This is a genomic window from Aquimarina litoralis (genome assembly GCF_019295435.1).
GTDB lineage: Bacteria > Bacteroidota > Bacteroidia > Flavobacteriales > Flavobacteriaceae > Aquimarina > Aquimarina litoralis_A.
Genome location: NZ_WEKL01000061.1, coordinates 1 through 22,591 on the forward strand (window position 1 = coordinate 1; position 22,591 = coordinate 22,591).

General features: G+C 31.5%; 22 protein-coding genes and 1 pseudogene. 17 read left to right on the forward strand and 6 right to left on the reverse strand.

What is annotated here, in order from left to right:
* From GBO31_RS21370 to GBO31_RS21380, 3 genes and pseudogenes are all read right to left on the reverse strand, one after another.
* Nucleotides 1-197 (reverse strand): annotated as a pseudogene (locus GBO31_RS21370) (DUF2459 domain-containing protein); the annotation flags it as partial.
* 43 nt (nt 198-240) lie between these two features.
* Nucleotides 241-1,053 carry an MBL fold metallo-hydrolase gene (locus GBO31_RS21375; protein ID WP_219010520.1) on the reverse strand — a complete coding sequence of 271 codons (813 nt, stop codon included), beginning with the start codon at nt 1,051-1,053 and terminating at the stop codon, nt 241-243.
* A 70-nt stretch (nt 1,054-1,123) separates the two neighbouring features.
* Complete coding sequence (locus GBO31_RS21380; protein ID WP_219010521.1) at nt 1,124-1,879, reverse strand: sulfite exporter TauE/SafE family protein; 756 nt, start codon at nt 1,877-1,879, stop codon at nt 1,124-1,126.
* A 99-nt stretch (nt 1,880-1,978) separates the two neighbouring features.
* On the opposite strand from GBO31_RS21380, the gene GBO31_RS21385 reads away from it, so the two are divergent.
* A complete protein-coding gene (locus GBO31_RS21385) occupies nt 1,979-3,745 on the forward strand; it encodes a SulP family inorganic anion transporter (protein ID WP_219010523.1) in 1,767 nt (588 codons plus the stop codon).
* A gap of 10 nt (nt 3,746-3,755) precedes the next feature.
* On the opposite strand, the gene GBO31_RS21390 is transcribed toward GBO31_RS21385, so the two are convergent.
* Complete coding sequence (locus tag GBO31_RS21390; RefSeq protein ID WP_219010525.1) at nt 3,756-4,718, reverse strand: carboxypeptidase-like regulatory domain-containing protein; 963 nt, start codon at nt 4,716-4,718, stop codon at nt 3,756-3,758.
* A gap of 279 nt (nt 4,719-4,997) precedes the next feature.
* Between GBO31_RS21390 and GBO31_RS21395 the strand changes: the two genes are divergently transcribed.
* On the forward strand, nt 4,998-5,831 hold the full coding sequence (locus GBO31_RS21395) for a DMT family transporter (protein ID WP_281422482.1): 834 nt from the start codon (nt 4,998-5,000) through the stop codon (nt 5,829-5,831).
* Nucleotides 5,832-6,160: 329 nt separating this feature from the next.
* On the opposite strand, the gene GBO31_RS21400 is transcribed toward GBO31_RS21395, so the two are convergent.
* Nucleotides 6,161-6,412 (reverse strand): hypothetical protein, encoded by a 252-nt coding sequence (locus tag GBO31_RS21400; RefSeq protein WP_219010527.1) that lies wholly within the window; start codon nt 6,410-6,412, stop codon nt 6,161-6,163.
* A 213-nt stretch (nt 6,413-6,625) separates the two neighbouring features.
* Between GBO31_RS21400 and GBO31_RS21405 the strand changes: the two genes are divergently transcribed.
* From GBO31_RS21405 to GBO31_RS21430, 6 genes are all read left to right on the forward strand, one after another.
* The gene (locus tag GBO31_RS21405) at nt 6,626-6,796 is read left to right on the forward strand and encodes a hypothetical protein (protein WP_219010529.1); all 171 of its coding nucleotides are present in this window, start codon (nt 6,626-6,628) and stop codon (nt 6,794-6,796) included.
* Nucleotides 6,789-7,178, forward strand: coding sequence for a YchJ family protein (locus GBO31_RS21410; protein ID WP_219010531.1), 390 nt, complete (start codon nt 6,789-6,791; stop codon nt 7,176-7,178). The genes GBO31_RS21405 and GBO31_RS21410 overlap by 8 nt, the downstream gene beginning before the upstream one ends.
* 209 nt (nt 7,179-7,387) lie before the next feature.
* Entirely contained in the window at nt 7,388-7,603 is a 216-nt protein-coding gene (locus tag GBO31_RS21415) for a hypothetical protein (protein WP_219010532.1), read from the forward strand.
* A 145-nt stretch (nt 7,604-7,748) separates the two neighbouring features.
* On the forward strand, nt 7,749-8,960 hold the full coding sequence (locus tag GBO31_RS21420) for a radical SAM protein (RefSeq protein ID WP_219010535.1): 1,212 nt from the start codon (nt 7,749-7,751) through the stop codon (nt 8,958-8,960).
* 64 nt (nt 8,961-9,024) lie between these two features.
* Complete coding sequence (locus GBO31_RS21425; protein WP_219010537.1) at nt 9,025-9,342, forward strand: hypothetical protein; 318 nt, start codon at nt 9,025-9,027, stop codon at nt 9,340-9,342.
* A gap of 111 nt (nt 9,343-9,453) precedes the next feature.
* Nucleotides 9,454-10,023: a hypothetical protein gene (locus GBO31_RS21430; RefSeq protein ID WP_219010538.1), complete on the forward strand. Its 570-nt coding sequence runs from the start codon at nt 9,454-9,456 to the stop codon at nt 10,021-10,023.
* Nucleotide 10,024: 1 nt separating this feature from the next.
* On the opposite strand, the gene GBO31_RS21435 is transcribed toward GBO31_RS21430, so the two are convergent.
* Nucleotides 10,025-10,897, reverse strand: a complete 873-nt coding sequence (locus GBO31_RS21435) for a pirin family protein (protein ID WP_219010541.1) — start codon at nt 10,895-10,897, stop codon at nt 10,025-10,027.
* Nucleotides 10,898-11,057: 160 nt separating this feature from the next.
* Here GBO31_RS21435 and GBO31_RS21440 point away from each other — a divergent pair, with 160 nt between their 5' ends.
* From GBO31_RS21440 to GBO31_RS21480, 9 genes are all read left to right on the forward strand, one after another.
* Complete coding sequence (locus GBO31_RS21440; RefSeq protein ID WP_219010542.1) at nt 11,058-12,371, forward strand: cation:proton antiporter; 1,314 nt, start codon at nt 11,058-11,060, stop codon at nt 12,369-12,371.
* Nucleotides 12,372-12,380: 9 nt separating this feature from the next.
* Entirely contained in the window at nt 12,381-13,061 is a 681-nt protein-coding gene (locus tag GBO31_RS21445; protein WP_219010543.1) for a helix-turn-helix transcriptional regulator, read from the forward strand.
* A gap of 136 nt (nt 13,062-13,197) precedes the next feature.
* Complete coding sequence (locus GBO31_RS21450) at nt 13,198-13,512, forward strand: hypothetical protein (protein ID WP_219010546.1); 315 nt, start codon at nt 13,198-13,200, stop codon at nt 13,510-13,512.
* A gap of 22 nt (nt 13,513-13,534) precedes the next feature.
* Nucleotides 13,535-14,377 carry a DNA alkylation repair protein gene (locus GBO31_RS21455; protein ID WP_246615946.1) on the forward strand — a complete coding sequence of 281 codons (843 nt, stop codon included), beginning with the start codon at nt 13,535-13,537 and terminating at the stop codon, nt 14,375-14,377.
* 222 nt (nt 14,378-14,599) lie between these two features.
* Nucleotides 14,600-16,006 carry a glycogen synthase gene (locus GBO31_RS21460; RefSeq protein ID WP_219010548.1) on the forward strand — a complete coding sequence of 469 codons (1,407 nt, stop codon included), beginning with the start codon at nt 14,600-14,602 and terminating at the stop codon, nt 16,004-16,006.
* A gap of 5 nt (nt 16,007-16,011) precedes the next feature.
* The gene (locus GBO31_RS21465) at nt 16,012-17,283 is read left to right on the forward strand and encodes a glucose-1-phosphate adenylyltransferase (protein WP_219010549.1); all 1,272 of its coding nucleotides are present in this window, start codon (nt 16,012-16,014) and stop codon (nt 17,281-17,283) included.
* 67 nt (nt 17,284-17,350) lie between these two features.
* A complete protein-coding gene (gene glgB / locus GBO31_RS21470) occupies nt 17,351-19,261 on the forward strand; it encodes a 1,4-alpha-glucan branching protein GlgB (protein WP_219010551.1) in 1,911 nt (636 codons plus the stop codon).
* Between the two features lie 161 nt (nt 19,262-19,422).
* Nucleotides 19,423-21,828, forward strand: a complete 2,406-nt coding sequence (locus GBO31_RS21475; protein ID WP_219010553.1) for a glycoside hydrolase family 31 protein — start codon at nt 19,423-19,425, stop codon at nt 21,826-21,828.
* Nucleotides 21,829-21,953: 125 nt separating this feature from the next.
* Nucleotides 21,954-22,591 (forward strand): M48 family metallopeptidase (locus GBO31_RS21480; RefSeq protein ID WP_219010554.1); only part of this gene is annotated, 638 nt, incomplete at its 3' end.

The window sequence follows — 22,591 nt, forward strand, 5'->3', positions numbered from 1 at the left end:
GATAATAATGAATCATAAATACTTTTCTTTGGAAGTATGATATCCAAATGGACTCCATTAGTGCTCAAAAATATGTACGTGTCAGGAGTTCCATTTTTAACATCTCGATCTACTGTAATAGCTGTAAAAATTAATGAAACAATTAGATAGCTAATAGGAATTGATAATATATATAGAATCCATTTTAATACCCTCATAATAGCTACAACAGTCTTTATTTACGTATTAGTAAGAAATGAATTATTTTAAATCTGGATACCAATTTAACTGAACAACTTCAATTTCTTTATTCCCAATATTAATAATTTCTTTGAACTTAGAAACGTCACTTAATCCTTCAGGTCCTCTATAGTGATATGGATATATTTGTTTGGGTTTAAATTCTAATACAGCATCAGCAGCACTTTCTACTGTCATTGTGTAAGGGAGATTCATACAAATAAAAGCTTTATCAATGTTTTTAAGAGCCCTCATTTCAGGAATATCTTCAGTATCTCCAGAAAAATATAATCTTTCTTTACCTAAAGTAATCACATATCCATTTCCTCTTCCTTTGTTATGGAATTTTAATGCTTCTTCCCTTAGATTATACATTGGTATTGCTTCAATAGAAATACTATTTACCTCTTTAGTCTCTCCGTTATTAATAATAACTAGTTGCTTTGTATAATTTGCGGGAAGTTTTTCTGCAACTGCTTGTGGAACTACAAGCTTTGCTTTACTAAGTTCTAAACTATCCAAAGTTTCAATATTCATATGATCTCCATGAATATCAGTTATCAAAACGATAGTAGGTTTTTTTTGATTCTCAAAGGCTTTAGCGCCACCTGTAGGATCGAGATATATAGTGTTTTCTTTGTATTCCAATACGGTAGAGGCATGCTGAATTGGTATGATTTTTATATCTGAAGCAGGTGTTTGATCGATGTTATCTGCTTTTGTGATCTCATCTTTAGTATCTGAATCTTCTTCTTCTTTTAAAGATGTTTTACAATTAAAAAGAAGTAAAGAGAAAATTAATAAGAATAGGGTATGTGATGGTGCTGATTTCATTGAATATCAGTGTTAGTTACTCTAACAAGTTATAAAATGAACATAAAACCAAAAACTTTTTAATGTAAGATTAACTATCTATCCATAGTTTAATCGCCATTGCTATGACCATTATTATCAAGAAAATTTTAACTAAACCATCACCCTTTTTTACAGACCATCTACTTCCAATCCAACCACCAGAGGCATTTCCGAATGCAAGTACAAAACCATATAAATAATCTATTTGATTATTATAAATGAAAACAAACAAAGCGCCGATTGTGTAGATAAAAACTATTAGCGCTTTAACAGCATTGGAGCTTACTAAATTCATCTTATTAATAGAAGTCAATGCCAGAAGTATGAAAATACCGACTCCAGCTTGTATAAAACCTCCATAAATACCAATTATAAAAAAAGTTACAATAGACAGAAAACGGTATTTACCTTTTGTCCGTTCTATCATATTATCCAGTGTAACTTTAGGTTTAAATACCATGAATAAAACGACAATAAGCATTATAATTGCTAGAATTCTGTTAAAAGTATCTCCTTTAATATCAATAGCAATTTTTGCTCCTATTATAGAACCTATTAATGCCGATAACCCCAAGTAAACACCAAAAAGTGTAGGTTTGATTCCTTTGCTTTTAAAACCTGCAACCGAAGTAATACTTTGAATAAAAATTCCAATTCGGTTAGTACCATTAGCAACCGATGGTGGCAATCCCATGAAAATAAGCATGGGTAATGTAAGTAAAGATCCTCCTCCGGCAATTGTATTTATAATTCCAGCGAAAAATCCAACAAAAGCAAGAATAACAAGAAGTAAAGTTTCGTTCATTGAGTTGAGTTACACTTCAAAAATAAATAAAACCTAAAAAAATGTAAGTGCTTTTTTAGAATCAATTGGTATAAATTCTTAAACTATTGTAGATTTACAGTGGCTAACAAAAATCATATACTCGTTAAAAAGATCCATAAAATACTTCCTATTTTAGAAGCTATTAGAGGCTATAATAAAAGCTCCTTCATTGCTGATGCAATTGCTGGAATTACGGTTGGTGTTATTCTAATTCCTCAAGCGATAGCATATGCTTTATTAATGGGAACACCACCAATTTTTGGATTGTATGCATGTCTTATACCATTAGTTATTTATGCTTTTTTTGGAACTTCTAGACAACTTAGTATTGGACCAGTTGCCGTAACAGCGATATTAGTAATGAGTGGTGTAAGTCAAATAGCAACTCCTTTTACTGATGAATTCACCAATCTGGTTGTCTTTTCCGGTTTACTTATTGGTTTACTGCAGATAATACTAAGCCTACTTCAAATGGGGTTTTTGGTAAATTTAATTTCCCAACCTGTAATTTCTGGATTCATTTCTGCAGCTGCTATTATTATCATTATTTCGCAATTAGGAGAATCTTTGGGTATAGAAATTCCCAGCTTTGACTATGTACATCAAACATTGTGGTATACAATACAACATATTTATTCCCTTAATTGGATAACATTTGCTATGTGTTTAGGAGCAATTACAGTAATGCTTGTTTTAAAGAAATGGAAGAAATCTTTTCCTGGTGCCTTATTTGTTTTGGTTGTAACAACAATCATTACAATTGTTTTCGACTTGAAAAGTTTAGGACTTTCTGTAATAGAAGATGTGCCTAAAGGATTACCGTCATTCAATGTTCCGGAGATGAGTTATGAAAATATGATTGCATTAATACCATCCGTACTTACTGTAACATTCATAGGATATGTTGGGAGTATAGGGATTGCCAAGTCACTCGAGATGAAAAACAGAGATCATATAGTTCGACCAAATCAAGAACTATTAGCCTTAGGGATTGCAAAGGTACTAGGAGCTTTCTTTCAGGCAATTCCATCTTCTGGAAGTTATAGTAGATCGGCAATTAATGATGAAGCAGGCGGAAAAACGACCATTTCGTCTATAATTACAGCTATAATGGTTGTGATTTCTTTATTGTTTTTGACTTCGTTTTTTTACTATATCCCAAAAGCAGTGTTAGCGGCAATCATTTTGGTTTCAGTTTTTGGTTTGATTAACATTACTGAAGCAAAATATCTGTTAAAATTAAGAAGAAGAGAGTTTATCGTGATGTTTATTACTTTTATCGGTACTCTGGTTTTTGGAGTAGAGAAAGGGATCTTTATAGGAGTAATTTTATCGTATATTTTTTTACAATATTACAGTTCAAGACCACATATAGCTGAGTTAGTAAATATTCCAAATACGAACTACTACAGAAATATTAAAAGGTTTCCTGATGCTAAAAGATCCTCGAAATATTTAATTATTAGATTCGATGATCAATTATATTTTGCGAATACTAGTTATTTTAAAGAGGCATTACGCAGTCAAATTGATAAAAGAGAAAAATTACCAGAGTTTTTAATCTTAGATAGTACTAACATTCATGATATTGATAGTACCGGTTTACATGTATTAGAGGATGTGCACCGATATTTGGAAGATTTAGGAGTACAACTATTAATTTCAGGTACGATAGGTCCTGTTCGAGATTTTTTAAAAAGATCTGGTTTTACGGATACTCTAGGTGGTCAGCATAATTTTTTGAATATTGAAGATGCTGTAAAATACACGGAAAACAAAACAATCCAAAAAGGATCCATGGAAGTGGCAATACAACACAATACAAAAAGGTCTTTTCTAGATTAAAACTACAATATTACTTTTCATAAACGTGCATTTTTAAACCCATACCGTAGTTCATAAATCCTTTTTGTATTAACATATTATTTTCACTATATTTTTCATCAAAACGTTGCCAAGTTCTGTTTTTGAAAAATATTCTTCTAGTAAATGTAATATTATCTTCAATTTTATCGGTAAATGGGAGTAATGGTCTGAAAGTCGTTGATACCTTAACGATTCCTTTTCGAGTTTCTACTTCATGATATTTTTTGGTATGCTGTAGTTTTCCTTTTTTATCAGTGTAACCTAAGACTTGGATAGAAACAAAAATTCCACTTTTGGGGATGAATACTTTATGTTCTAAGATGTCAAGCTCAAAATTGGTTTTGTCATTATTTGTAATTCTAAAAATAATATCATCTCCAGCCATTCTCTTTCCTGGAAAGCCATTATTATTTTCATAGAACTGCATTTTGAATAGCGTTGAAAAAGCTTGTTTTCGGCTTGATGATTTCCTAGAAGACTCCATCATAACTGGTAAAAATACAGAAGCAATTTTAGTGGATTTTAAAGGATCTCTTGGAAAAAACACCGCAATTTCGGATTCTACAGTAGGTAGCCAACATTTAAAATAATCATCGTGTACTCTTGATCCTTTCTTCCTGGTCTTATATCTTCCTAAATTTTCAGCTTTGACCACAACTTCTTGTAATTGCGATACATCAGGTGTTAATTCTATAATTTTTGGTAATTCACTAGTATTGATTCCTTTTTCTTTATAACCTAATGCAGAAATGTAAATAGAATCAATATCTCTATATCGTTTTTTAGAGAATTCAAAAACTCCATCTTCATCAGCAAAAAGTCCATTTCCGTTACCAAAAGAAATCGTTGCATAAGAAATGGGGAATTTTTGGTTAGCATCTTTAATAGTGTATGCTTGACCACAAACACATTGATAAATCAGTAATATCAATATGGGGAGTGCTTTTTTCATAGGGTTGTTAGGGGCTTTAAATGGAGGATTAAATTAGTGAAAAAAAATCAAAAATAACTTTATAACTAATTTCTATCATAACGTTGAATTTATCTGTTCATTGTGATGAACATTAGTAAATTAACAAAAACTAAGCCATTTAGTAAGTAATCAATGGAATTAGTAGTCTTTTTTTAAGAATATTGTAGCGCTTATTTTGATGCAATATCTTGGAACTAGTTCTATATTTGAATTCTAAATTATTCGAAAACGCAATTTTAATTTTAAAGCCGAGAATTATTGAAAAAAGCAATCTATTTTATGATTCTGAGCACGTTCTCATTTACGGCTATGAATTTGCTTGTTAAGTATTTACAGGGCTTTAGTGCATATCAACTTGTTTTTTTTAGATCAATTGGCACCCTATTTTTTACAATGCCATTTTTACTTTATCATAAGATTCCAATTTTAGGAAATCAAAGAAAACTATTAATACTTCGTGGTTTAGTGGGCGTAACTTCAATGGGGTTGTTTTTTATGTCCGTTGAATATTTGAAAATTGGATCTGCAGTATCTTTAAGATATTTATCTCCCATCTTTGCTACCTTACTAGCCGTACTGTTTTTGAAGGAAAAAGTGAAAAATATTCAATGGCTTTTCTTTTTGATAGCTTTTAGCGGTGTATTAATAATTAAAGGCTTTGATACCGATATAGATTCGTTCGGGCTTTTATTGATTATTTTATCAGCTTTGTTTAGTGGACTTGTATATGTTTTAATAAACAAAATAGGTTCGGGTGATCATCCTGTAGTTATCGTTAATTATTTTATGTGGATAGCAACAATTTTGGGAGGTGTATTATCTGTTTTTCAATGGGTCAAAACACCACAAGGAATGGAATGGGTACTTTTATTAAGCTTAGGAATATTCGGTTATTTTGGTCAACTTTTTATGACAAAGGCTTTTCAATCTCAGGCCACTAATAAAATAGTATCATTTAAATATATGGAAGTTATATTTACAATGATTGCTGGAGTATTTATTTTTGGAGATAGCTATCCATTGCTAAGCATTTTAGGAACTTTTATGGTGATAACTGGTCTTGTTTTAAATGTACTTTATAAATCGAAATAAGATTATCTGTTACTCATTTAACAAATGTTAATATAGTTTTGAAAACCATCTACAAAGCAAAACGCTCATGAACTTATATAAAGTTACATGAACGTTTTTTGGGTATTATGACGATGTATTTAATAGTTGAGTTATATGTTACAACTTTATGGTAAATAATAATCTATCTATACGTATGCATTAATGAGCATATGAAATACAAGAAATTTGGTGAACTAACTAATTAACTAATCACTTAAAATCAGACTTCGACAACGATGGGGCAAAATGTTCTAATCTAGATACTAAATTAAGATTCCTGTATTCATATACTCAATAATAATATATGGTTAACTAAAATCTTCTCTTAGATAATACATTAGTTTGGCTTTGTCTGTAAAACTTTTTATGGTAATTATTTCACCATTTAATTTGTTGTATATGATTTCAGCAAATAAGAAATCTATATAAAATACACTATAATAAAAATCACGATTGGCATCATTTATTGAAAATAAATGAATTCCTTTATTCCATACGTGGTGATATTTTTCTGCTAAATTTTGCGAATTAAATCGCTTTTCAAGAGTAGTTTTCTGCATAAGCATTTCGATTTTAAGATTTAGGCAAGACTAAACTACGGAAAAACCGTAATATATCAAACATAAAAATGTAAAAATTTGAATTTTCCCCATTTAATACTTGTATAATGTTGTAAATCAGTTGGTTTTGTGTTCATGTTTTAACATCTGGAGCATATAAAACACAATTTATGCATTCATTATATTTGTATCATAAATCTGAATATCATCAGGATGCCTAAAAAAGGAAAAGAAAAGAATACTCTCAATAAAGCAAAGCATAAGAAGTTGATGGATCGTAAAAAGAATAAATTACGTAAAGAGAAACAGTTGAGGAAAGATAGGTTAAAAGAGATCCTTAAAAAAGCTTCTCAGTCTAAAGAAAATTTATTGGATAATGAATAGCTGTAATTGCGGAAAGACGGATTCATTTAATGCTTGTTGCTATGAAATTCATTTAGACATAAAAAAAGCATTAACGGCAGAAGCTTTAATGAGATCTCGTTACAGTGCTTTTGTAGTTGCAAATGGAGACTATTTATTAAAAAGCCATCATAGTTCTACCAGACCATCTTTAAAAGAGAAAAAATCAATCGTAAAGTGGGCAAAATCCGTACAATGGATCAAGTTAGAGGTGCTGAATACCACTGGTGGTTTAAAGAATGATATTGATGGAACTGTAGAGTTTAAAGCATTTTATTTTGAGAATGGTTCACTACAGTTCATTCATGAACATTCAAAATTTGTCAAAGAAAATGGACATTGGGTTTATTTTGGTGAAGTATAAATAGATAAAAACTTTGTACTCTTTCTAATAATTATCCCTTTTTAAAATTCTAATTAATCAATCTTCATAATAAATTTTTATTCTTGATAGGGTAACAAAATTCCTTTGTGTTTATATAAAGTTGTAAGATCAAAGCGCGCACTTGAACATACAGCTTTATGAGGTCGCCGAAAATCAAATAGAGTAGGCAAAATCTAAACATACAAATAATGAAAAAGGTATTTTTAATACGCAAAGGCTTAGACAAATTCTCTTCAAATGAATTACAAAATATGAAAGCTATTTTAGGAGGTGCAATTGATGCTTCAGATGTAATCTATTATCCTACTAGTGGTGGTAGAAGATGTGCTGAAGGCCAAGTTTGGTCAGAAACACTAGGACGCTGTGTAGCAACCGCTGTCGAAACACCAGCGTATCACCGATAAGAAGTTCGGATTGTTTCGTACTAAGAACTAGATATGGATATTAATCCATAAAATACTAGGCGGAGTACAGTAARCTTGTACGCTTTAATCACTATACTTCGCTTAGTATGTTTATCAAATCAAATAATTTTCAAATAGATAAGTTATGAAATTCGATGCACTCATTCTAAAAGTAGCAAGCAGATGTAATCTAAATTGTTCCTATTGTTTTATGTATAATCTAGGGGATACAACATATAAAGAACAACCAAAGTTTATGTCTTATCAGTTGATAGATCAAATTTTAGAAAAAACTAAAAATTATATTCTTACCTACAATAAAAAGGAGTTTTCATTTATTTTTCATGGAGGAGAACCGTTATTAATAGATAAAGAATTTTATCGAAAATTTGTATATAAAGCAAATAAGATGAGATTGCAATTATCCAATGTTACTTTTAAATATGATGTGCAAACCAATGGCGTTTTAATTAATGAAGAATGGTGCTCATTATTTAGGGAGTTAAATATATATCCTAGTATTAGTGTTGATGGAACAAAAAAAGCACATGATATGTTTCGGGTGGATCATAAAGGTAAAGGAAGTTATGATAAGGTCTTTAAATCAGTACAAATATTAAAAAAAGAAATTGGGTATGCAGATACAGTATGTGTTATTAATATTGAAGAAAACCCAGAAAAAACATACCTGAGTTTTAAAAATATGAATGTAAACTCAGTAAATTTTTTAATACCTGATTTTACTCATGATACTTTTCCTTTTGATACATCAAAAACTTCTATGGCCGATTGGTTAATCCAATTGTTTGATCTTTGGATTGATGATATTGAAAGATATCAAATACCTATGTTTGCTGGTATTGTTAATAGAATCTTAGGGGTTGCAGATCAAGCAAATAACGAATCTACCGTATTGGTGATTGAAACCAATGGAGAAATTGAAGCAATTGATTCTTTAAAAGCCTGTGGACATGGTTTTACAAAAACAGGGATGAATATAAACACTCATAATTTTTCAGATATTAAAAACTCTCCATTGGGAAAGTTATATTTTGAAGATAGTACCACGAAATTAAATGTTAAGTGCCTGAATTGTCCTATTAAAGAAGTCTGTCAAGGCGGTAGGTTAGTACATCGGTTTAAAAAGGAAAATGGTTTTAACAATGTTTCTGTATACTGTAAGGATCTCATTAAACTTACGGCTCATATACAGAATAAATTAATGAATATTTTTCCGGAATTATATTCCAATGAAGGAATAGATAAGATGAATAGTGAGGAGATTTTTAATTTTATTCAAACACAAGATTTTGTATCTTCAAAGTACAAAGAAGATTTAGAATACTTTGCAAAATAATTCGGTTTAGATTTTCGAACTAAAATCCAAATTTTCTGTCGTTTAAAACAAATGTATCTTTTATATGGAAAGTAAAATTGAAAACAAGGATAATTCAATGGGAGAGTTTGCCATTGTGGATCAATGTAGTTTACGTGGTCATTTACGATGCGTATACACAACAGGCAAAGAAGTGTATCGTGATGGACGCAATGGTAAAAAAACAATACATTGGTGGAGAATGTCCTATATAGGAAGAGCCTGTACTAGACAATTTGGAAAAAGAATTGGATTTTTCTATGAAGCATTTTTTGCCGTACCTCATTATATTGGAATATTTTTTGGGAATCTTCTTGGTTATAGCGTGTTTTTAATTTTAGGTAAAAGAGATAGTAATTCTTAAAAATTTCAGTTTTGAAATCAATATTTAATTTTCTAACAAAATTCTGTTAAAAACTTGTTTTTCTTTTCTTCTCAAAAAATAATTTCTTTGTGCTCGGAAAAATAAAAGTCATTGGAGGAACAACTAACGAAAGTAAAGAAATTTACTAGAAATAACTTTTTTAAAAATACGTACTGTGTTTTCAAAGGAGTACGATTAAGAGAAATATCCAGAAGAAAACCTCATTACAGAAGTGAATCTGGTAGTACCTATTACTATACTACAAATGGTGTATATCGATTATCAAACCATTGGGGAAGAGCTGCGAAGTGTAACTGGCGTTTGGTTTCTGAAATTCCCGTAGAAATTGATGATCTTCGGTTAGGGTATGCAGATTGGACAGACTTTAGAGAAAATCTAAGCGAAGATGTAGATGCCTATTATATTTATGTTGATTTCGAAACTAAAACAGTAAGTTATAAGCATAGAGACAATCCAGATTATGATCAAATAGCGATCATAAGACCTGTGGATGCTACTCGTAGATTAATCAAACAGATTAAAACATTATTAGAGGATCATAAATGGGCTAAATATTATGATTATGATGATCTTGATGAATTTAGAAAAGAAATTGTTTTGGAATTAGTAAATACTACCAAAACTTTAAAAGATATTAGACGGGAATTAGCAGCCGGATAATCTATTCTGGCATTACTACATAGCTATTATCATTTGGAACTTTAGGAAATTGCTTGTTTCTCCACTTATCTTTTGCTTCTTCCAATTTTTCTTTACTAGAGGATACAAAATTCCAATAAATATGTCTTTCTTCAGGAAAAGGTTCTCCTCCAAATAATAATAAATGCGTATTAGGTTCTAAAATTATAGAACAAGTATCTTCTATTTTAGAAACTAGCATATTCCCTTTTTCTACAATAGTATCACAAGCTCGTATTTCGCCTTCCACAATACAAACTCCAATTTCTCCTTTTAATTCTCCTTTTATTTGTAATTCATAACGTTCTGAACTTTTGACTTCAACCATAAAAAGTTCTGAATGTACAGGTAAAGGAGATGTTTTTCCATAACCATTTCCAGCGATTAGTTTAAACTCAGTGTTTTTATCTTTCCATGTAGGAAGTTCGTTCTTGTCCAAATGATGAAACTCTGGTTCAACGGTTTCTAAATCTTTCGGTAAAGCTACCCAAATTTGATATCCATGTGCTAAAAACTCTGTTCCATTCCTCATATCTTTTGGGGTTCTCTCTGTATGAGTAACGCCTTTACCAGCGACCATCCAATTTACAGATCCTGGAGAAATTCGTTGTTTAGTTCCAATACTATCCTCATGCATAATCTCACCATCTAGTAAATAGGTCAACGTGGATAAACCAATATGCGGGTGCTGATCTACATCCATATATTTTCCCTTTTTTATCATCGTTGGTCCCATATGATCAATAAAGATAAAAGGACCTACCATTCTTTTTTTTCTAAAAGGAATTAAACGTCCTACTAAAAAATCTCCTATGTCACGACTCCGTTCTTCAATAATTAACCCTTGATTGGACATTGCTTTTTATTTGTAATGTTTATTTTTTCTAAATTACACTTTTTCAAATCAGTACTGCGTTAAAAAATTATTAAGTCATTTTATAAAAAAGAGTGTATTAAGTAGGTGAAATTATTTTACTATCTTTTCCGAAGCAATCTTAAACAACCTAAATTAACCAATGGAAATTTTTTCTTCTTATAATGTAATTATAGGCATTTCGTTAACCATCATTTTGTCTTTTGTTTTTAATGGTATAGCCAAAAAAACCAATATTCCAGCAGTTTTAATGCTGATCATTCTAGGTATAATTTATCAATATGGAATTAAAGCATTTGGAGGTGAGGAGATGAATTTTTTTCCAATGCTTGAAGTTCTAGGTATTGTAGGATTGATTATGATTGTTTTAGAAGCTGCCTTAGAGTTGAAATTGAAACGGGAAAAATTAGTACCGATTCTAAAATCGCTAGCTATTGCGTTGATAGGGTTAGTAGCTTCGGCTTATGTTGCAGCAATTGTATTAAAGGCGTTAATTGATGGAATGACCATGCAGTCTGCATTATTATATGCTACCCCATTATCTATTTTATCCAGTGCTATTATTATACCTAGTGTTTCTGGATTGTCAGAAGCTAAAAAGGAATTTCATGTATATGAAAGTACATTTTCGGATATTTTGGGAATTATGATGTTCTATTTTCTTACCGGAAAGTTAAATCCTGCAGAAGACGCAGGAGTAGCTGGTTTTGCTTTTAATTTGATCCTTACTATTATTATTTCATTAATAGCTAGTTACGGGATTATTTTGATTTTTCAAAAAATTAAAAGCCAGGTAAAACTTTTCTTATTGATTGCAGTCCTATTATTATTATATGGATTAGGCAAAAAAATGCATTTGTCATCATTAATAATAGTTCTAATTTTTGGTTTAGTAATAGCAAATATGAAATTATTCTTTCAATGGAAATTAGAAAATCTGCTGGATTATGAAAAGGCGAAAGCTATCTATCATGAATTACATGTTATCACTGCAGAAACAGCTTTTGTGGTAAGAACTCTTTTCTTTGTAATCTTTGGAATTACCATAACATTATCATCTCTGTTAAACTTAAAAGTTGCTTTAATAAGTATATTGATTATTATATCGATTTATGTAATACGATATGTATTATTGCGAATATTTGTAGGGAAAGATATTTCTCCACAATTATTCATTGCTCCTAGAGGATTAATAACAGTTCTTCTGTTTTATGCAATTCCAGCAGAAGCTATTATTCCTGGATTTGAACCTGGTATTTTATTATTTGTAATTATAGGAACAAGTTTGATAATGACTGGCGGGATGATACGTGATAAGAGTACCAATGAACAAGAGTTGACACCAGAGCAAATCGAAGAGGCAGCAAATGCTGAAGTTGCTTATATCATGGATACCACTACTGATCTTAGTGAAATTGAAGATTCGTCTGATGAAGAAGACGAAATTATTGAATAGGTTGTAATAATGAAGAGATTACATAGATTAACGGCAATTTTGGTAAAACTACAATCTAAGAAAGTAGTACAAGCCGCTGATTTAGCAGATAAATTTGGAGTAAGTATCCGAACTATCTACAGAGATATGTTGGCATTATCAGATGCAGGAGTACCTATTGGTGCTGAAGCAGGAACTGGTTATTTTTTAGTAGATGGATATTCTTTGCCACCCATTATGTTTACAGAAAAGGAGGCGAATGCCATGATTACCGCCGCTAAAATTATTGAAACCAATAATGATGCTTCGCTGATTTCGGATTATAAAGAAGTTGTTGAAAAAGTAAAGGCGATTCTAAATACTACACAAAAAGAGAAATTAGAATTATTAGAACAACGAATTGTTAGTCCTCCTTTTAAGAAATCTCCAGAAAGTACTTATCTGTCTGTAATACAACAAGCTATTACAGATTTGAGAGTTTTAGAAATTCAGTATACAGCCGCATCCAAAGAATTTACCAAGCGTACTGTCGAACCGTTAGGTGTATATTTTACAAATACAATTTGGGTAATGATTGCTTTTTGTAGGTTGCGTAATGATTACCGTGAATTTAGAACAGATCGAATTATAAATTTAATAGAGACTTCTGAGATATTTCCTACTAAACTATTCACCTTAGAAGATTATTTTCAAAAATATAGAGAACATTAGTTTTCCTCCTGACATAAGGTTGTCATAGGTGGTATTTAGTTTTGATAAAAATTAAAACATGTATCACTTAATTCACACTGTTATGCTTAGTATGTTTTTATGCTGTGCAAGTATATTTAGTCAAAATCAAAACCTTATGAAAAACAAACCTTACACGATTGAAGTAGTGCTATTTGAGGTAAATCCTGGATACACCCAAGAACAAGCACAAAAAGCATTGACCTCATTAAATGATATTGTAAAACTATATGATGGTTTTATAGATAGAACTACCGCTAGTAATAAAGATGGAAAATATATAGACTTATTATACTGGACTGATATAAAAGCCGCAAAAAATGCAGCAGAAGACATCATGAAAAATCCAAAAGCCACAGCTATTTTTGAGATCATACAACCTGAAACGATGCAAATGTATCATCTAGATGTATTTAATCAATTCGAAGAATAGCGATATATTTTATAGATAAATCATGTTAATAGACTTAAAACCAACCGAGCAGCCTAATATTATAATGATTCCAGAACATATTATAAATAGAAAAGGGGCAAGAAGTAATAAAGATCTCAATCCAGAAGTTTTGGAGTATCTAAATAATGGTATGATAGAAACTGCTAACCTTATAGAATGGTTAGCAGTGGATCAACTGAAATTATTGAAAGTAGTACTTACCGACTTGGATAAAACGCATTGGTATGATAGCTTTTATGAAGCTGTATCCAACCAAAAAAAAACAACAGCAAATTCTAATACAAAAGTTATTGGCGCCACATTTACACAACTTACCAATGATCCAAAAATTGTACACTATCTTTCGAATCATAAATCTGATATTCCTAGATGCTGGGCTGCACAATACTATAGTGCAATTGAAATGTCTATTACAGAAAGGTTACACACCATAAAACCATTTGCCGCAGATCATCATTTTGGAGTAAGAGAAGTTGCTATTTTGGCAACTAAAGAATATATCATACAAGATTTGGATCAAACTATCATGATATTATCGAATTGGGTAAAAAACTCAAATGAAAATATAAGAAGATATGCCGTTGAAGCTATTAGACCCATTGGGGTTTGGACAAAAAAAATAGACGAACTAAAAGAATCTCCTGAAAAGGCAATTAGTGTCTTGAATCCTTTAAAATCCGATAGTTCTAAATATGTTAAAGATGCAGTTGGTAACTGGCTTAATGATGCCAGTAAAACACAATCGAATTGGGTACTAAATATATGTAATCAATGGGAAAGGGAAACTACAAGCAAAGACACCAAATATATTATCAAAAAAGCATTACGATCCATAAAAAAATGACAAAAAATAGTTGTTAACTATGATCATATTTTTAGATATTATTATATTATTACTAAATCAGAAATAATTGCACTAAATAATTATTAAATTACTATTAAATCTTATTCTTTTTAAAGTTTTTATAGGTGAATGTTTTCAGGATTTTTTTAGTTTTAAACTCCTTATGAAAGTTATTAACAATAGGCCTATTTCATAATTTTTGAAGTCCAAAAGAATAAGTTAATGAAAGTACTTTATACGAGTTTAGAATGTTATCCTTTAGCAAAAGTTGGTGGTCTTGGAGATGTAGTAGGCTCTCTTCCGAAATATTTAAATGATTTAGGTTGTACTACTGAAGTAATTTTACCTTTTTTTAATAATGATAAAGTAAATCAACTTTCATGTGAAGATGTTTTTTCTGACACCTTACGTTTAGGAGCAAGCACATATGATTTTACTATAAAAAAAGTAACCTCTACAGAGTTTGGTTATCAAATTTATTTGGTTGATCAAAAGGAGTTATTGTATAGACCTAATGTATATAGTTATGATGATGATACAGAACGATTTATTGCGTTTCAATTAGCGATTTTAATTTGGTTAAGAAATGAAGAAGTAAAACCAGATGTGATTCATTGTCATGATCATCACACAGGATTGATACCTTTTCTAGTATCTCAGGTACCTGCTTTTCATGATTTAATAGATATACCAACAGTTCTAACGATACATAATGCTCAGTATCAGGGGCAATTTTCATATGACAAATTAGACTATATACCACAGTTTGATTTACATAATATTGGACTTCTGGATTGGGATCATTGTATTAATCCATTGGCTACAGCCATTAAATGCGCTTGGAGAGTAACTACAGTATCTCCAAGTTATATGGAAGAATTGCAATCAATTGCTAACGGATTAGAAGGTCTTCTACACCACGAAAAAGATAAGTGCGTTGGAATCTTAAATGGGATTGATCATTCAATTTGGAATACTGAAACGGATCCAATGATCGTAAAAAATTATACAGAAAAGAATATTGTTTCTGGTAGAAAAGCAAATAAAAAATGGTTATGTGATGAGTTTGGTTTCGATATAGAGAAACCATTATTCGCCTTTATCGGAAGATTAGTTTATGAAAAAGGAGCTGATCTTTTACCTGATATATGTTTGGAAACATTACGTAATTTAGATGTAAATATTTTAATTCTTGGATCTGGTGACCACCAGATTGAAAATAGATTGAGGTATGTAAAAGAACATTTTTCCAATTCATATAATACGTATATTGGATATGATGAAAAGCTTTCCCATAAAATCTATGCAGGAGCAGATTTTTTACTTATGCCGTCCAGAGTAGAACCTTGCGGTCTAAATCAAATGTACGCATTAAGATATGGTCTAATTCCTATTGTAAGAAGAATAGGAGGACTTAAGGATACAATTATAGATATTGGTGATGATGGGTTTGGGATCTGTCATGATCAAGTCAATGTTCAAGACGTATTTAATTCAATAAAAAGGGGAGTTGAATTTTATAGCAATCAAAAATATTATAAGGAAAAACAGAAAGAAGTAGTAAAAATTGATCATTCTTGGAATAATTCAGCCAGCAAATACATCGAATTATATAAATCTTTAAAATAACCACAATGATTAACAAAAAAGTCCTTGCGATTATCCTTGGAGGAGGACAGGGAACCAGATTATCGCCATTAACGGAAAGTAGATCAAAACCTGCGGTATCAATCGCTGGTAAATACCGTTTGGTAGATATCCCAATAACTAATTGTATACATTCGGATATCAAAAGGATGTTTGTACTTACACAATTTAATTCTGCTTCATTAAATAGTCATATTAAAAACACATACGTATTTAGCTCATTTAGTCAAGCTTTTGTTGATGTATTAGCTGCAGAACAAACTCCAGATAATAAAACTTGGTTTCAAGGAACAGCAGACGCAGTGAGACAATCGATGCATCACTTCTTAAATCATGATTTTGAATATGCACTTATTTTATCTGGAGATCAATTGTATCAGATGGATTTAAATGATATGATTTCTGCGCATATAGACAAAAGAGCGGATATCTCTATTGCTACTTTACCGGTGAATTCTAAGGATGCTACTAGTTTTGGAATATTAAAAACGGATGATGATAGCTTTATAAGTTCCTTTACTGAAAAACCTAGTACAGATAAATTACCTGGATGGGAATCAGAAGTAAGCGAAGAAATGAAAAACGAAGGTCGAGAATATCTTGCTTCCATGGGAATCTATATTTTCAATAGACAACTATTAGTAGAATTGCTATCTGATCCCGAAAGAATCGATTTTGGTAAAGAGATCATTCCTCAATCTATCGATACACATAAAGTATTGGCATATCAGTATGAGGGATATTGGACAGATATTGGTACTATCGCTTCTTTTTTCGAAGCTAATATTGAATTAGCTAATGATATTCCAAAATTTGATTTATTTGATAACGAACGAAATGTACTTACTAGGCCTAGAATATTAMCTCCGTCAAAAATCTCAGGTACTCGTTTAGATAAAGCTATGATTGCTGAAGGTTGTCTTATTCAAGCAAAAGAAATTGAACAATCTGTAATCGGAATTAGATCTAGAATTGGCAAGGATACCATAATTAAGAATACCTATATGATCGGTAGCGATCGATATCAAGACCTTGAAGAATTACAGACCGATAGCAAAGAAAATAGACCGTTTATTGGAGTAGGTGAAGGTTGTACGATTACAAATGCAATTATAGATAAGGATTGTAGGATTGGTAACAATGTTGTTGTTAATGGAGGTCCACATCTAGAAGATAAAGAAGATGATAGATTTGTTATAAAAGACGGAATTGTCGTTTTTAGAAAAGGTACTATCATACCAGATAATTTCAAGATTTAAATAATTAGAAATAGTATAATATCTATTTAATTAAAAATGATATAGTTAATATCATTACCATTTTTATATGAGTAAAGTAATAGCACATAGTTTATTTACAGAATTTGACATTAATCTTTTTAAGCTTGGAAAACATTACAGATTGTATGAAAAATTCGGTTCTCATATTATGACAGTTAATGGTGTTCAAGGAACTTATTTCGCTGTATGGGCACCATCTGCAAAATCTGTTTCCGTTATTGGAGATTTTAATTTTTGGAATGAAGAAGAACATCCACTAAATGTTCGTTGGGATGCTTCTGGAATATGGGAAGGTTTTATACCGGAAGTAGGAAAGGGAAGTATCTATAAGTATAAAATTCATTCTCATCATAATGATATAACAACTGAAAAAGCAGATCCATATGCTCGAAGATATGAACATCCTCCTAAAACAGCATCCATAGTTTGGGAAGATGCCTACAACTGGAAAGATGCTAAATGGATGCAAAAAAGGAAGAAACATAATGCAATTAATGCTCCTTTTTCTGTTTATGAAGTTCATTTAGGATCTTGGAAAAGAAAAATTGAAGAAGATAGATCTCTTTCATATTTCGAACTAGCTGATGAATTGGTAGCTTACGTGAAGAAAATGAATTTTACTCATGTCGAATTAATGCCCATAATGGAATATCCATATGATCCTTCATGGGGATATCAGCTCACAGGTTATTTTGCACCAACATCAAGATTTGGATATCCCGAAGAATTCAAACTTCTAGTTGATAAATTGCATCAAAATGATATTGGGATTCTATTAGATTGGGTGCCATCGCATTTCCCTGAGGACGCCCATGGATTAGGCTTTTTTGACGGATCATGTTTGTATGAACATCCTGATAAAAGAAAAGGATATCATCCTGATTGGAAAAGCTTGATATTTAATTATGGTAGAAATGAAGTAAAAAGCTTTTTAATTAGTAACGCTATATTTTGGTTAGATCAGTATCATGCAGATGGTTTGCGAGTAGATGCTGTGGCATCTATGCTGTTCCTTGATTATTCTAGAGAAGATGGAGAATGGGAACCTAATATTTATGGAGGAAGAGAAAATCTCGAAGCTATCACTTTTATGAAAGAACTAAATGAAGAGATTTATCAAAGTTTTCCAGATGTGCAGACTATTGCAGAAGAATCTACCTCATTCCCAATGGTATCAAAACCGACCTTTATGGGTGGTTTAGGGTTTGGCATGAAATGGATGATGGGATGGATGCATGATACCCTCTTATATATGGGAAAAGAACCTATTCATAGAAGACACCATCAAAACGATCTCACGTTTAGTATGACGTATGGTTTTACTGAAAATTTTCTATTACCGTTATCACATGATGAAGTAGTATATGGTAAAAGAAGTATAATTGGTAGAATGCCTGGTGATGAATGGCAGAAATTTGCCAATCTTAGACTGCTATATAGCTATATGTTTACACATCCAGGAACAAATTTGCTATTTATGGGTGGTGAGTTTGGACAGCATGACGAATGGAATTTTCAAGGTAGCTTAGACTGGCATTTATTGCAATATGATTATCACTCTGGAGTTCAGCAATTGGTAACTGATCTTAATAAACTTTACAAAACAAGTCCTGCTTTGTATGAAAAACAGTTTGATGCGGATGGTTTTGAATGGATCAGTTATGATGATCATGAAAATTCTGTGATTACTTATATAAGAAAAGGCAGTAAAGAAAAAGACATATTAGTTGTAGCATGTAATTTTACACCAGTACCAAGAGAAGAGTATCGAATCGGACTATCCGTAAAAGGCGTTTTAAAACAGGTCTTTAATAGTGATGATAAAAAGTATGGTGGTACGGGTGATTTTAAATCATCGAAAATAAAAATAGAATCCAAAGAATATCATTATCGAAATTACTCTGCGAAAATTAAGATTCCGCCGTTAGGAACTGTTGTGTTTGAAATTAATTCATAAAATGTATGTTTAGCTTCGATATTAAACAAATGTTAATAGAATATTGTTTCAAACGTTTTCGTAAAATATTTTTGATAAATACTCGGTAAAAGAATTTATTTATTGCAATAGATATTGTTTTTTTACAAAACCAAAAAGTAAAGCAAAGAAACCAACTAGCTATGATTACTAACACTGAATTAGAAATAAAAGGGAATCTTTTCCCGGGAAAAATCACTTCCTTTTCTCAAAACGTTGATAAGATAAATTTCACAACAGAAAATGGAGTTATTTTACAGGTCACCATTCTTAGAGGTAGTGTTATTCGTTTTAGATACGCTACAGATAATAATTTTGAAAAAGATTTTTCCTACGCTATTAGTGAAAAAGGTGTTAGAGGATATAGCGAATTAGCGGTTGAAGAATTAGAAGATTCTTACGATATAATTACTAAGAAACTTAAAATTAATATTGCAAAATCTAACATACAAGTTACAATTGCTGATAGAGAAGGAAATGTAATTTGTAAAGATGATTGGGGCTTTCATTGGGAGCAAAGCTACGAGTATGGTGGTAACATTGTAAAAATGAGTAAATCTGCTCCTCAAGGAGAATGTTACTATGGTTTGGGTGACAAACCAATGCACCTAAATTTAAAAGGAAAAAGGATCGAAAACTGGGCTACTGATCAGTATGCTTTTGGAAAAGATCAAGATCCTTTATATAAAAGTGTTCCTTTTTACATAGGAATGTATGAAGAAAGATCCTATGGTATTTTCTTTGATAATTCTTTCAAAACATTTTTCGATTTCTGTAATGAACGTCGTAATGTAACAAGCTTTTGGGCACATGGTGGTGAAATGAACTATTATTTCTTCTATGGACCAAATATGCAAGACGTTATTACGCGTTATACGGATTTAACTGGTAAACCAGAGCTACCTCCTTTATGGGCGTTAGGATATCATCAGTGTAAATGGAGTTATTATCCGGAAAGCAAAGTAAAAGAAATTACTACTAAGTTTAGGGACCTAAAAATACCGTGTGATGCCATTTATCTAGATATCGATTATATGGAAGGTTTTAGATGTTTTACTTGGAATAAAGAATATTTTCCGGATCCCAAAAGAATGGTTGATGAATTAGCTGAAGATGGTTATAAAACTATTGTTATCATTGATCCTGGAATTAAAATAGATGATCAATATTGGGTATATCAGGAAGCTATGGAAAAGGATTACTTCTGTAAAAGAGCAGATGGCCCTTATATGAGAGGAAAAGTATGGCCTGGTGAATGTTTTTTTCCGGACTTTACAAATCCCGAAGTAAGAGAGTGGTGGGCAGGATTATTTAAAGAGCTTATTGATGAAATAGGGATCAAAGGAGTTTGGAATGATATGAACGAACCTGCGGTGATGGAGGTTCCAGGAAAGACTTTCCCAGATGATGTTCGTCATTATTATGACGGAAATCCATGTAGCCATAGGAAAGCACATAATATTTATGGTACGCAAATGGCGAGAGCTACTTATGAAGGGATTAAACGTTTTGCGTATCCAAAAAGACCATTTGTAATTACGAGATCTGCATACTCTGGCGCACAAAGATATACTTCTTCTTGGACTGGTGATAATGTTGCTACTTGGGAACATCTTTGGATAGCTAATATTCAAGCACAACGAATGAGTATGAGTGGAATGTCTTTTACCGGAAGTGATATTGGTGGTTTTGCTGAGCATCCAACCGGAGAATTATATGCGCGTTGGATACAATTAGGAGTTTTCCATCCATTCTGTAGAACGCATTCATCCGGTGATCATGGAAACCAAGAACCTTGGACATTTGGCGAAGAGGTTATCGATGTCACTAGAAAGTATGTAGAATTGAGATACCAACTACTTCCTTATTTATATACCATGTTTTGGGAATATGCTGAAGAAGGAATTCCAATGTTAAAATCATTGGTGTTATACGATCAAGAAGATACACAAACACATTACAGAACAGATGAATTTGTATTTGGAAACCAAATATTAGTATGTCCAGTACAAGAACCTAATGCGAAAGGAAGAAGACTATACATACCAAGAGGGAATTGGTATAACTATTGGACCAGGGAATATGTAAAAGGTGGAATGGAGCAGTGGGTAGATGCAGATTTAGATACGATTCCTTTATTTATTAAAGAAGGAGCGATTATTCCTAAATATCCTATACAACAATATGTTGGAGAGAAGAAAATAGATGAACTAAAATTAGAAGTTTATTTCAAATTAGGAAATAAAGAAGTGTCCAAAGTATACGAAGATGCGCAAGATGGATATGATTATACTAAAGGAAGATTTAGTTTAAGAAGTTTTGCCTTTACTGGTAAAGATAATGAGATCATCATTCAACAGCATAAAAATGGAACTTTTGTCACAGAGTATGAGAAAATGAATATTGAATTTATTGGCTTACCTTTTACTATCGGAAAAATAGAAATTGATAATGTAGAAGTTTCTTTGGCTGATCTAAAATTCAATGAAAAAGAAAATACCATCATTGTTCCTAAAGACTTTAATGAACTTCATATTACAGCTAAATAGTAAACCTTTTATCGAATTTAGTTGTCGTACATAGATTTTGTTTCATAAATAGATACGTTTTTATTCTAAAGGATGTAGTGATTTTCGTAATTTTATACTACGAAAATTATATCTATCCATATATTATGAAGACGAGAAAAATTACAGTAGCATTAGGAGGAATATTTCTTTTTCTTTCCTGTGCTACTAATCCTTTTACTGGTAAACAAACCTTGGCTTTGGTTCCAAATTCTCAGATATTACCAATGGCTTTCCAGCAATATGATCAGTTTTTAGGAGAAAACAAAGTAGTGAATGGTACGGCTGATTCTGAGATGGTAAAGCGTGTAGGGCAAAGAATTTCTAAAGCATCGGAAAGATGGTTAAATGCTAATGGTTATGCCGGATATTTAAAAGACTATAAATGGGAGTATAATCTTGTTGAAGATAAAACAGTGAATGCTTGGTGTATGCCTGGTGGAAAAATAGTCTTTTACACAGGAATTTTACCGATTGCAAAGACCGAGACAGGAGTTGCAGCAATTATGGGGCACGAAGTGGCTCACGCTTTGGCTAATCATGGACAACAACGAATGAGTGCTGCTCAAATACAACAAGTTGCTGGTGTAGCTACGGCTGTTGCAGCTAGTGGTCAAAACGAACAAACACAACAAATCATTGGAACAGCTTTTGGATTAGGAAGCCAATTAGGAGTCATGTTACCTTTTAGTAGAAGTCATGAAACAGAAGCTGATCGTATAGGATTACAATTGATGGCAATAGC